We start from the raw sequence: 11,998 nt of genomic DNA on the forward strand, positions 1-11,998 counted from the left end.
CACCCTGTGCCGCGACCCGACGACGCCGCTGAATTCCGCGCCACGGCCCGGCAAACTGTCCAGCAATGGAGAAGAAAAAGAGAGGGGCTTCTGACCTGCATCGATACCGAGGTGGGGGTGGCGGAACCTGTAAGGATGCCGACAACAGAAGCACTTCGTCAGTCAGGATAGCGGCTCGATCCGGCCCCTGTGTGCCGCATTCCTGCCGCCGGAAAGGGAATAGCCGATTCCGAGCCTCGGAGGCCGGGCACGGAAACCCGGCTTCCCCTTTCCTCTTTGCTTTCTCCCTCGGCCCACTTGTCTCGCTCGCAACTCTGGTCCGTCTGACCTCCCTTGACTGCCGTGACGTCTTCGTCGTACTCGCATCTCACCGCCCATCCCCCGGCTCGCAGCCCGGCCGTGAGCGGTGCCGCCACGGCGGGTGGCAGGGGGAAGGTCACCGCGAGCCCACCGTCCGCCATGCCCTCCGGTCCGGCCCCCGCGTCGGTCACCACCGCGTCCTCGCCGCTGACGCCGAGCTCCGCCACCGCGTGCAGCAGCAATCGCAGTTCTCCGGGGCGGCCCCGGACCCCCACGCACACCCGGGCGCCCGCACCGGCGTCGCCAGGCCGGGCCTGAGGTACGGCGGCAAGACCCTCGATTCCCCGGTCCAGCAGATCCACCACCGTCCGCCTGGCCCGGTCGCGTTCGGCGCCGTCCGGCTCGCCGTCCGGCCCGGCGAGCAGTTCCAGGGCCGTCACCAGGCAGGACAGATCGGCGTGCAGGTCCTTCGCGACCCCGGCTATGGCCCCCGCGTTGGACTGGAGGATGTCCCCCCACAGCCGGGAGTCGCCCGCGGCGATCCGGGTGACGTCCCGCAACCCCTGGCCGGCGAAGCGGGACGCCTCCTCCGGCGCCTCCCGCAGCCGCGCCGCCATCAGGCTCGCCAGCAGATGGGGCACGTGCGAGGTCAGCGCCACCGCGTCGTCGTGCTCCCGGCTCCGGGTCAGCACCGGGACCGCGCCGCACAGTTCCACCAGCTCGAGGGCCGCCTCCAGGGTCGCGTCCGAGGTGCGCCCGGACGGGGTGAGCGCCCACGGCCGGCCCCGGAAGAGATCGGCCCGGGCAGCCAGCGGACCGGACCGTTCACGGCCCGCCATCGGATGCCCCCCGACGTACCGGGACGGATCCGGGGCCTGGCTCAGCGCCAGCCGCACCGGCACCGCCTTCACACTGGCCACATCGGTGTACGTATGGGCGAGCCCACGCCGCTGCGTCTCGACCAGTGCCGCTCCGACCGCGCTCGGCGGCACCGCGAGCACCGCGAGGTCCACGGGCGCGGCGGGTTCCTCGGCCAGGCCCGCCCCCAGGGCCGCGGCCGTCCTCGCGGCCACGGGGTTCCGGTCGGACAGGAAGACCGTCACCCCCCGACGGTTCGCGGCGAGCGCGATCGACGTACCGATCAGACCGGTGCCGACGACGGCCATCGTGCGCAACACGCATCATCACCCCATCCTGAAAGACGGTGAAAAGCGCGACGAGTTTATGGAGAAACCCCCACCGACCACGAGAGCGGACAATTAACGAGCATGGTTTGGCGTCCAACCGTCGCGGGGGACTTCATGGCCAGATCAAGGAAACGGGCCCTACAGTTCAGAAATCTCTCGTTCCTTTTCCGTTTTGGGGGACACATGATGGCTTTATCGAAGTCCCAGGACGTGGATCCGCTCCGCGATCTGTCCATCGACTACGTGGAGATGTACGTCGGCGACCTGGAGACCGCCGCATTCGACTGGGTGGACCGGTACGCCTTCACGGTGGCCGGCACCGGAGAGTCCGACGACCACCGCAGCATCGCCCTGCGCCACGGGCGGATCACGCTCGTGCTGACGCAGGCCGTCTCGGACCAGCATCCCGCCTCCGCGTACGTGGCCACGCACGGGGACGGGGTGGCCGACATCGCGCTGCGCACCGCCGATGTCGAGGCGGCGTTCACCGCGGCGACCGGCAACGGAGCCGGTGCCCACCGGCGCCCGAACCGGCATGCCTCGGGCGGGGCGGACGCCACGGTCGGCCCCGTCGTCACGGCGGCGGTCAAGGGCTTCGGCGACGTCGTGCACACCCTGGTGCAGCGTGCCCCCGGCGAGGGCCCGGGGCTGCCGGCGGGGTTCGTCCCCGTCCTGCGGGGCACCGGGGAACGGGCCGCCGGCGTGGGACTGACCGACATCGACCACGTCGCCGTCTGCCTCAACACGGGCGATCTGCGGCCCACGGTCGACTACTACCTGAACACCCTCGGCTTCCGCGACATCTTCGAAGAGCACATCGTGGTGGGTGCGCAGGCGATGGAGTCGAAGGTCGTCCAAAGCCCGTCCGGGTCGGTCACGCTGACGCTCATCCAGCCCGACCCGACGGCGGAGCCCGGCCAGATCGACGAGTTCCTCAAAGGCCACCAGGGCGCCGGTGTGCAGCATCTGGCCTTCTCGTCGTTGGACGCGGTCCGCTCGGTGCGCGCGCTGGGCCACCGTGGCGTCACCTTCCTGACCACCCCCTCCGCCTACTACGACCTGCTCGGGGAGCGGATCGACCTGGACCGGCAGCGGCTGGAGGACCTGCGGGCGACCCATGTGCTCGCGGACGAGGACCACGAGGGGCAGCTGTTCCAGATCTTCACTGCCTCAACGCATCCGCGGCATACGCTGTTCTTCGAAGTCATCGAGCGCCAGGGCGCCAGAACCTTCGGCAGCTCCAATATCAAGGCGCTGTACGAGGCAGTGGAACTGGAGAGGACGGGCCAGCGTGGGCTCCAGCGCTGAGCCCGGCCCGGCGACGCACGGCGCGCGGGAGGCGCGCCGGCCCGGGACGGAGGCCTTCGCGCCGTCCCGGGCCCATACGCTGGCCGAGTTCGAAGAGGCCGCCTCCCGCGTCCTGCCCGCCGACGTCCGGGACTTCGTCGCCGGCGGCAGCGGCGCCGAGACGACCCTGGACGCCAACCGGAGCGCCTTCGACCGGGTGTTCCTGGTCCCCCGGGTGCTCAGGGACGTCTCGGCGTGCAGGACGGACGCCACGCTCCTCGGCCGGCCGGTGAGCATGCCGGTCGCGGTCGCCCCGGTGGCCTATCAACGGCTGCTCCACCCGGACGGGGAACTCGCGGTCGCGCGCGCGGCGAGGACCGCGGGCGTACCGTTCACCGTCTCCACGATGAGCAGCGTTCCCGTGGAGGAGCTCACGGCCCTCGGCGGCTCCGTGTGGTTCCAGCTGTACTGGCTGCGCGACGCCGAGCGCTCCCTGGAGCAGGTACGCAGGGCGGAGGAGGCCGGCTGCGAGGCGATCGTGCTCACGGTCGACGTGCCCTGGATGGGGCGCCGCCTGCGGGACGTACGCAACCGCTTCACCCTGCCGGGCCAGGTGACGGCGGTCCACCTCACCGGCGGCGGCGCACCGTCCCCCGGGTCGGTGGCGCACCGGCGGCCCGGGGACGAGGTCTCCGCCGTGGCCGAGCACACCCGCCAGTCCTTCTCCGCCGCGCTTGGGTGGCCGACCGTGGCGGCGCTGCGGGAGCGGACCCGGCTGCCGCTGGTGCTCAAGGGGGTGCTGGCGCCCGAGGACGCGGTGCACGCCGCGGAGTCGGGCGTGGACGCGCTGGTGGTGTCCAACCATGGCGGCCGTCAGCTCGACGGCGCCGTGCCCGGCATCGACATGCTCGAGCAGGTGGCCGGGGCGGTCGCCGGGCGCTGCCAGGTTCTTGTGGACAGCGGGGTACGCAGCGGCACCGACGTGCTGCGGGCCCTCGCGCTCGGTGCCGACGGAGTACTGGTCGGCCGCCCGGTCATGTGGGGTCTGGCCGCCGCCGGGGAGAGCGGTGCGGCGCGGGTTCTGGAGCTGTTGGCCGAGGAGTTGCGGGATGCGCTCGGTCTGTCGGGCTGTGCGGGCGTCGCCGACGCGGCGCGGCTGGCCACCGTATGGAGAGTTCCCGCACGGTGAGGTCCGGCCCCGGGGGGTCCCGCGTATGAGGAGACCGCAGCGGAGGCCAACTCCGCGGCGGTCCCGTCGCGTATGTGAGAGGGAAGCCCGGGCGGGCGTGGGCCCGGCACGGCACGGCACGGCAGGGAACGTCCAACCGTCCGCTTTCGACGCTCGGACGCTCGCACGCCCGGCCGACACGGGCTAGCCGATCTGTGCGACCTCCTCCTTCACCCGTGCGGCGAACTCCGACCACTGGACGGCGAACTGATGCGCGAGATCCGCTACGATGTCGCTGCAGTGCGGCGGGACGTTGGTGATGATGGCCTCCCACTCCTCCTTGCGCACCGTGTGGAGCGCGAGGAGCCGCAGCAGATTGCGCCCGGTCTCCGTGAAGCGCAGCGCCGGGTCGGCCTTCAACCGTTTCACGAGCACGGCACGGTCCGGCACGGGGGCTCCCTTCGGCCGGGCTCCCTGTCGGCCGATCCCGACGGGCCCGAACTCCTGCCGCAGGGCGCGGGGTTCATCCGGGCCGGTGTCGTTCTTCCTCCCCCGCCTCCGGGGCAGCAGATCCTCGCCGTTGCGCAGCCGGTTGCGCACATCACGGGCCGTCTCCGGAGAGATGCCCGCCGCGCGGGCCACCTGGCGCAGCGACAGTTCCGGATTGGCCGTGAGCAGCTCTCCGGCGAGAAGGCGGCCCACGCTTCCGTCGACCGGCCGCAGTCGGCCGTCCTGTCCCAGCCGTCTGCCGGTCAGCTCGGTTTCCCGCACCACCCGGCTGCGGATGTCGCCCACCGTCCCCGGGGAGATCCCGGTGGTCGAGGCGACCCGCCGGTCGGACCACTGCGGATGCGTCGCGATGATGCGCTCGGCCGCGCGCTTGCGGTCCCCGAGCGAGAGCGGCAGACCGTGTGTGACGTTGAGCTTCACGGCGAGGACGAAGGCCGCGGCCTCGTCCCCGTCGAAGAAACGGGCGGCGATGGTGTGCTCGCCGCGCAGCCGGGCCGCCTTCAGCCGATGGAAGCCGTCGATGACCCGCATCGTCGGCCGGTGCACCGTGATCGGCGGCAGCGGGTCCTGGGCCACCGCCAGGACCTGGATGTGCTCCGGCCTCTCCCCTGCCAGTCGTGGTGAGCCGGCCAGGCTCAACGAGCCGATGTCGACCTCCACGACAGGCTGCTGATTGATTGCCTCCTCATCGGGTTCCACGCCAGCTCCTCCCCCGTTGACGCGGCCGACCCTCGCCGTCCGCGCGAGAAACTCCCGCCGGACCCTTCCCTCCGCTGCTAAATGCCCCGCAATTCTTGCGGAATTGAGGGAAGCAGATGGTCGACAATGCTCTCCACCCCGTCGCCCCGACAAGGAGTAGAACATCTGAGCGGTGGAATGCTCTTCCGGCGGATATGAGCGAAATTAACAGCCCTGTTTCGATACAGAAACCCCTGCCCGGAGCCGCACCCCACCCCTATGCCCGTCCCCCTAGAGGGGTTTGAGCAGGTGAACGGCGCTGCCACGGGCACGAAGCCCGGCGGGCGACAGCGGCTCGTAGGGGGTGGTGAAGCCACTGTAGGCGGCGTGACGTGGTGTTGCGCGGACCGGGGCTCGCGCGGGCGGCGAGGAACGGCCCGGCGCATTCCGCACATGCCCGACCGTATACATGCGCCCAAAAACGACCATGCCCGGCACGCGGTCGGGGGTACCGCGGTGCCGGGCATGGAGAAGGGGGCCGTCAGGTGGTCCGGAGCGCTTCGGTCGGCGCCATGCGTGCCGCGCGGAGCGCGGGCAGCAGGCCGGCGATGGCTCCGATCGCGACGGCCGCGCCGAGCCCCCCGCCCCAGGCCAGCACCGGAACCACCGTGGCCCAGTCCTTGACCTGGGCGTAGACCATGGTGGCGACCACGCCCAGGGCCACGCCCACCGCGCCGCCGAGCGCCGCGAGAAGAATCGCCTCGCACAGGAACTGGAGGCGGATATGGCCCTTGGTGGCGCCGAGCGCACGCCGCAGTCCGATCTCGGAGCGGCGCTCCAGGACGGAGATGACCATGGTGTTGGCGACACCGACACCGCCCACCAGCAGGGCCACCGCACCGAGCCCGAGGAACAGGCCGTTCAGTGCCGACTGGGCCGCGGCCCGTGCCTCCAGCGCCTCCGAAGGCTGGCTGACGCTGACCTCGTCGGCGTGCTCCGGGTTGGCGGTGGCCGCCAGCAGCTGCTGGACGTCCGTGACATGGTCGGTGTCGGCCCGCACGTAGATCATCGATGGGTGGCCGTCGAAGTGCAGATACTTCTCAGCGGCCGAGTACCCGACCAGCACCGCGGAGTCGATCTCCGGGGTCAGCTTCGCGGGATTGAGGATCCCCGCGACGTAGAACCACTGACCGCCGACCCAGATGCGCGCCCCCGGGTGGACCTCGCCGACGCCCAGGCGGGCGGCTGCGGTCGCGCCGAGCACCGCGACCGGCTCCCTGGCGGTGGCCGCGTTGAGATACCGGCCCTCGGCGACGGTGGTCCGCACCGCGGCGGGCAGGCCGAGACTGGCGGCGTGGACCGTGAGGCCGTTGGTGTTGATCGACGGGATATAGGGGCTGCGGAAGGCATCGGCCTTGATTTTTCCGGTGCTCTGGACCTTCTCGACGTTATCGACCCGGCTGATCATCGAGGGCGCCTCGGCGGGGAGCTTGGCCTCTCCGCCGCCCAGGACCCGGCCCGGGGTGACCGTCAGCAAATTGGTCCCGAGTTTGTCGAGCTCGGCCAGCAATCCCGCCTGGGACGAGGCGGACAGGCCCATCACCGCCACCATCGCGGCGACGCCGATGGCGATCCCCAGTGCGGACAGCGCCGCCCGCATGCGCCGGGTGCGCAGCCCCACGCTCGCCGTCCGGGCCAGGTCGGCCGGATGCATCCGGGCAGGAGCCGGAGCCGTGGTGGTCATGGCAGGTGCCTCCCCGTGGGCAGCGGCTGCTCTTCCGCGTCGACGTCGGCGACCACATGGCCGTCGAGAACCTCGATGCGGCGGGGCAGTTGGGCTGCCAGCTCCCGGTCGTGAGTGATCATGACGATGGTGGTGCCCTCGGCGTTGAGCTCCTGGAGCAGCTTGAAGATCGCGGCACCGTTGACGCTGTCGAGGTTGCCGGTGGGCTCGTCGGCAAGCACGATCGCCGGGTTGTTGGCCAGCGCGCGGGCGATCGCGACCCGCTGCCGCTCACCGCCCGAGAGCTCGGGGGCCCGGTGGTCGGCCCGGTGAGCGAGCCCGACCCGGCGCAGGGCCACCGCCGCCGCCTTCATCCGCGCACGGTGTCTGACACCCGAGTAGAGCATGCCGTCTGCCACGTTCTCCAGGGCGGTGGAGTGCTGTGCCAGGAAGAACTGCTGGAACACAAAGCCGATCCGGGTGGCCCGCAGTCCGGCCAGGGCCCGGTCCGACATCTTGGCGACGTCCTCGCCGACGATCCGAACCGTTCCCGAGGTGGGCCGGTCCAGACTGCCCATCACCTGCAGCAGCGTCGACTTCCCCGAGCCGGACGGGCCCACGATCGCGACCAGCTCGCCCCGGTGAATGGTGAAGCCGGCCTTGTCCAGGGCCACCACGGGCGACGCGCCGGGGTAGACCTTGGACACCTTCTCCAGCTGGAGGACCGGCTCACCGGTGTGCCGGGCGCCGGTCACCTGGGCGGGCACCGTGGCCGTGTCCATGGCCGTGTCCGTGTTCGTGTTCGCCCCGCTCATGAGGACGGCACCACGATCTTCTGGCCGGCTCGCAGCCCCTCGCCCTTGACCTCGACCGTGCCCGCGCTGTCGTCGAACAGGCCGGTCGTCACCGGGATCAGACGATTCTTCCCATTGGCCCCGACGACCTCGACGGCGTACTCGCCGCCGGCCCGCGCCAGCAGTGCGTTCACCGGGACCGTCAGCGCGTTCTTCACCGAGCCGGTCACGATGGACACCTGCACCGGTGCCTGGTCGAGCTCACCGGTCGCCTTCGCGTTCAGCGGTTTGATGTGGACGTCTATGGTCATGCTGTCGTCCGTCTTGGTCGCCACCTTGCCGACCGATGTCACGACACCCGGGGTGGTCTTGCCGTTGGGCAGCGTGATCGTCACCTTGTCGCCGACCGCCACATCGGACTGCTGGCTGGCGTTGAGCGCGACGGTGACCTGCCGCTGGGTCGAGGAGACCTCCATGAGCACGCTGCCGGGCTGGGCCGTTGCGCCGCGCACGGCGCCGACCTTGGTGACCCGGACCTCCTTGGCGGACAGGAACACCGCCTGCCCCAGCGGCAGTTTGCCGGTCGTCTTCAAGCCGAGGTCGTCCTGGAGCTCCCTGAGGGCGTAGTACGTCCCCCAGCCGAAGTAGTTCGAATCGGGGTCGAGCTCGCTCTTCTTGGCATATCCGAGAGAGACCAGAGCGGCGTTGAGCTGCTGCACGTCCGCCCCCTTCATCCGCCACTCGAGCGCCCGGTAGGCGGGTACATAGGCACCGTAGAGAAAGACCACCGGCTTGCCGTCAACCTGGTAGAGCACTTTGCCCTGGCGGACAACCGTGCCCACGCCCGGCACCTTCGTCACCGTGCCGCTGCCGTTGTTGACCACCTTGTAGTCGCCCGCATATCCCAGGGTCCCGTTGTCCTGCGTCCGGGCGGACAGCGTGCCCCGGGCCACCTCGGCGACCGCGGTGCGGGTGCTGGGCTTGGCGGGAGTGTCGTCCTCCTGGGGGCCGAACGGATCGGCGATGACGATCCCGGCACCGGCCACGACCAGCAGGGTCACGACGATGGCCGCCGTCAGCCCGCGCCGACCTCCAAAGCGCCGACGCCCGCCGTTCCCGTCCGGCTCGGTGACGTCCGCGTCATCCGTGGAAATCTCCGCAGTGCTCACGATCCGCTCCCGGGCCGAAGAGAAGCCGCGTTGGCGAGCGGCTGGAACCTCACGCGGAGACGTGCCGCCCGATTGACGTCCGTGTGCGGACCGGCAGCGCGCCCGACGGTGCTTTGCATATCCCCCTCCATTAATCGCCGAAATCCTGCATGGCCTCTTTCTACGGGACCCGCGGTTTCGCCAAGGTTTCGCTCCGCGACGCCGCTCGGCGTCCGGCGGCGTCCCGCGCGAGGGGAAGGCAGGGGGACACTTGTTCCCCACCCGACCGCGTGGTCTTCGCGCAAGGACGCCATGTGGCCGAATAGCGTCACCTACACTTACGAAATCCGGAGAAGAATCGTCATCGGGGCCGGGCAGCGCGCGGAGGCCCGATGAAACGCTGAGGAAACCGGGGATGCAACATCCTGGCCGGTGTTGTCAAGGTGCTGGTGTCGGAGACATAGTCATCCAGGGGGGTTCCGGTGCGTGTTCTCGTCGTTGAAGACGACAAAGAGATGGCCGAGACGGTCGCCACGGGTCTGCGCCAATCGCATATGGCCGTGGACGTGGCGTTCGACGGGCCCGGCGGGCTCGATCGCGCGCTGTGCAACGACTACGACGTGATCGTGCTCGACCGCGACCTGCCGGGGATGCACGGCGACGAGGTGTGCGCGGAACTGATCGTGTCCGGATGCCGGGGCCGGGTGCTGATGCTCACCGCGGCGGCGACGACGGAAGACCTCGTGGACGGGCTCAGCCTGGGGGCCGACGACTACCTCCCCAAGCCGTTCGACTTCCCGGTGCTGGTGGCCCGCGTCAGCGCGCTGGCCCGCCGGTCCCACCCGGCGGTACCGCCCGTGGTCCGGCACGGCGGCCTGGTGATGGACACCGCCCGCCGCACCGCCAGCCGGGACGGCCAGCCGCTGAAGCTCGCGCCCAAGGAGTTCGGCGTACTGGAGCTGCTGCTGACGTCCCGTGGCCGGGCCGTGTCCGCCGAGGAACTCCTCGAACGGGTGTGGGACGAGGCCACCGACCCCTTCACCAACGCCGTGAAGATCACGATCAGCCGGCTGCGGGCCAAGCTCGGCGACCCGCCGATCATCGAGACCGTGGCCAAACGGGGATACCGGATCTGACGGATCCCGAAGGAGGCACATGTCGGCCATCTCCGCCCTCGCCCGCCGCATCGCCCGTCCGCAACTGCCGCGCCGTACCGTACGAGCCAAGCTGACCCTTCTGTACGGCGGCTTGTTCCTCGTCTCGGGCGCGGCCCTGCTGGCGATGACCTACATCCTGGTGCGGTCCTCCGTCTGGGGGGACGGCCCGCGGAGCAACGTCTCCGACTCCCTGCCCCGGCCGACCGTGAGCGGCGGCGACGCTCCCCCGGGCGATCCCCGGGAACCGGCCCGCCCGCCGGGCGGCTGGGTCTCCTCCATGGACACTCTCTCGGAGCAGGCAAGAAAGGCGCTCGCCCGGCAGAACGACGCGATGATGCACGAGTTGCTGGTGAACTCCGGTATCGCGCTGGCCCTCATGTCGGTGATCTCGATAGCGCTCGGCTGGATCGTCGCCGGACGCATTCTGCGCCGCCTGCGGACGATCACGGCGGCCGCACGGAACATCTCGGCGACCAATCTGCACGAGCGCCTGGCCCTGGACGGCCCCGACGACGAGCTCAAGGAGCTGGGCCATACCTTCGACGGGCTGCTCGGCAGACTCGAGAGCTCCTTCCAGGCCCAGCGCCAGTTCGTCGCCAACGCCTCCCATGAGCTGCGCACCCCACTGGCCCGGCAGCGGGTGCTCGGTCAGGTCGCGCTCGCGGACCCGGAGGCCACGGTGCAGTCACTGCGGGCGGCGCACGAACGGATCCTGGTGGCGGGCGCCGAGCAGGAGCGGCTCATCGAAGCCCTGCTCACCCTCACCCGCAGCCATGCCGGTATCGAGGTCCGCCAGCCGTTCGACCTGGGCCGGCTGGTCCACGAAGCCGTCGACGTCCGCAGGGTGGAAGCGCAGTTCCGCGGTGTGACACTGAGCGTGTCTGGCTCGGACGCCATGGCATCGGGCCACCGGCCCCTCGCGGAACGCCTCGTCGTCAATCTCGTGGACAACGCCATCCGCTACAACGTCCCCGCCGGCGAGGTGGCCGTCACCACCGCGACGGTGGACGGACGCGCCGTCCTCACCGTCTCCAACACCGGTCCGGTGGTGCCGCAGGACGCCGTCGAACGGCTCCTCCAGCCGTTCCAGCGCCTCACCGCCGCCCGCACGGGCCGACCCGAGGGACTGGGCCTCGGACTGTCCATCGTGCAGGCCATCGCGGCCGCCCACGACGCCACCCTCTCCACCACCGCCCGGCCCGAGGGCGGCCTGACCATCACGGTCACCTTCCCTCCCGTCAGCGAGCCCGCCCCGGCCTCCCGGCGCCGCTCCGCACAGCAGGTGCAGACCCAGGTGCGCACCCCGTGACCTGCCGAGAAACGCCGTACCGTGCCGCCCCTCCTCGGGGCGGCACGGTACGGCGCTCGATCGGTCAGGGTCACTGCGGCCGGCCGGTGGAGACCTCCTTGGGCGCGCCGTCGGCGGCCTTCTCCAGGATGGGCTGGCAGACCTTGTCGGCGTCCTTGAAGACCTGGCCGTTGGGGTCCACCCCCAGGGTCTCGCCGTTCACGTCGAGGCCGCCCTCGGAGTTGGGGTCGGGGAACTTCTTGACGCCGTTCTTCCTCATGCACTTGGCGTAGTCCAGCGAGGCCTTGCGCACCGCTTCGGGCGCCGATCCGTTGCCCGCCGGGGGCAGCAGCGTCCGGCACTTCTTGTCGGCGGCCTGGGCCTGCGAGGACTTCATGTCGACCTGGTTGCCGTTGAGATCGATGAGTCCCTGGGCGTTGGGGTCGGGGAAGTTCTTCACTCCGTTCTCCCGCATGCACTTGGCGTACGCGAGCGTGCTCTTGCCCTTGCCCGCCCCACCCGGGTCCTTGCTGGAGGAACCCGGACCGCCGCTGTTTCCCGCCTCATCGTCGCCGTCCGAGCACGCGCCCGCGAACAGCATGATCGCCGTCACCGAGGCGAGGGACGCGGCCAGCCGCCTACCCCGCCGGGACCGGAGGGGACGCCCACTGCCCGGACCGCCGTGGCCGAAAGCACCCTGCATGTCGTTCTCCGTTTCTGGTTGAGGTTCCTGGTGGCTGTTCCAGCGTTCGGGGGCG

Annotated in this window: 10 protein-coding genes; 4 read left to right on the forward strand and 6 right to left on the reverse strand. The window is 70.7% G+C overall.

Features of this window, described 5'->3' with window-relative positions:
• Positions 1–158 precede the first annotated feature (158 nt).
• Positions 159–1,478 carry a prephenate dehydrogenase gene (locus HUT19_RS01145; RefSeq protein WP_254885356.1) on the reverse strand — a complete coding sequence of 440 codons (1,320 nt, stop codon included), beginning with the start codon at positions 1,476–1,478 and terminating at the stop codon, positions 159–161.
• Positions 1,479–1,670: 192 nt separating this feature from the next.
• On the opposite strand from HUT19_RS01145, the gene hppD reads away from it, so the two are divergent.
• On the forward strand, positions 1,671–2,795 hold the full coding sequence (gene hppD, locus HUT19_RS01150; RefSeq protein ID WP_254885357.1) for a 4-hydroxyphenylpyruvate dioxygenase: 1,125 nt from the start codon (positions 1,671–1,673) through the stop codon (positions 2,793–2,795).
• A 79-nt stretch (positions 2,796–2,874) separates the two neighbouring features.
• Positions 2,875–3,963 carry an alpha-hydroxy acid oxidase gene (locus HUT19_RS01155; RefSeq protein WP_176186336.1) on the forward strand — a complete coding sequence of 363 codons (1,089 nt, stop codon included), beginning with the start codon at positions 2,875–2,877 and terminating at the stop codon, positions 3,961–3,963.
• A gap of 183 nt (positions 3,964–4,146) precedes the next feature.
• Here HUT19_RS01155 and HUT19_RS01160 read toward each other — a convergent pair whose 3' ends face one another.
• From HUT19_RS01160 to HUT19_RS01175, 4 genes are all read right to left on the reverse strand, one after another.
• A complete protein-coding gene (locus HUT19_RS01160) occupies positions 4,147–5,151 on the reverse strand; it encodes a helix-turn-helix domain-containing protein (protein ID WP_254885358.1) in 1,005 nt (334 codons plus the stop codon).
• A gap of 520 nt (positions 5,152–5,671) precedes the next feature.
• On the reverse strand, positions 5,672–6,874 hold the full coding sequence (locus HUT19_RS01165) for an ABC transporter permease (RefSeq protein WP_176178646.1): 1,203 nt from the start codon (positions 6,872–6,874) through the stop codon (positions 5,672–5,674).
• Positions 6,871–7,635: an ABC transporter ATP-binding protein gene (locus HUT19_RS01170; protein ID WP_176186338.1), complete on the reverse strand. Its 765-nt coding sequence runs from the start codon at positions 7,633–7,635 to the stop codon at positions 6,871–6,873. The genes HUT19_RS01165 and HUT19_RS01170 overlap by 4 nt, the downstream gene beginning before the upstream one ends.
• Before the next feature lie 29 nt (positions 7,636–7,664).
• The gene (locus HUT19_RS01175) at positions 7,665–8,816 is read right to left on the reverse strand and encodes an efflux RND transporter periplasmic adaptor subunit (protein ID WP_176178647.1); all 1,152 of its coding nucleotides are present in this window, start codon (positions 8,814–8,816) and stop codon (positions 7,665–7,667) included.
• 461 nt (positions 8,817–9,277) lie between these two features.
• Here HUT19_RS01175 and HUT19_RS01180 point away from each other — a divergent pair, with 461 nt between their 5' ends.
• On the forward strand, positions 9,278–9,931 hold the full coding sequence (locus HUT19_RS01180) for a response regulator transcription factor (protein WP_176178648.1): 654 nt from the start codon (positions 9,278–9,280) through the stop codon (positions 9,929–9,931).
• Between the two features lie 19 nt (positions 9,932–9,950).
• Positions 9,951–11,261 (forward strand): HAMP domain-containing sensor histidine kinase, encoded by a 1,311-nt coding sequence (locus HUT19_RS01185; protein WP_176178649.1) that lies wholly within the window; start codon positions 9,951–9,953, stop codon positions 11,259–11,261.
• Between the two features lie 70 nt (positions 11,262–11,331).
• On the opposite strand, the gene HUT19_RS01190 is transcribed toward HUT19_RS01185, so the two are convergent.
• Positions 11,332–11,943 (reverse strand): hypothetical protein, encoded by a 612-nt coding sequence (locus HUT19_RS01190; protein ID WP_176178650.1) that lies wholly within the window; start codon positions 11,941–11,943, stop codon positions 11,332–11,334.
• Between the last annotated feature and the right edge of the window lie 55 nt (positions 11,944–11,998).

The organism is Streptomyces sp. NA02950, assembly GCF_013364155.1.
Taxonomy (GTDB): Bacteria; Actinomycetota; Actinomycetes; order Streptomycetales; family Streptomycetaceae; genus Streptomyces.

Bases quoted from the DNA above. Each gene is read 5' to 3' on its own strand.
- HUT19_RS01165 (WP_176178646.1), bottom strand. From the start codon at position 6,874: ATGACCACCACGGCTCCGGCTCCTGCCCGGATGCATCCGGCCGACCTG.
- hppD (WP_254885357.1), top strand. From the start codon at position 1,671: ATGATGGCTTTATCGAAGTCCCAGGACGTGGATCCGCTCCGCGATCTG.
- HUT19_RS01190 (WP_176178650.1), bottom strand. From the start codon at position 11,943: ATGCAGGGTGCTTTCGGCCACGGCGGTCCGGGCAGTGGGCGTCCCCTC.
- HUT19_RS01185 (WP_176178649.1), top strand. From the start codon at position 9,951: ATGTCGGCCATCTCCGCCCTCGCCCGCCGCATCGCCCGTCCGCAACTG.
- HUT19_RS01170 (WP_176186338.1), bottom strand. From the start codon at position 7,635: ATGGACACGGCCACGGTGCCCGCCCAGGTGACCGGCGCCCGGCACACC.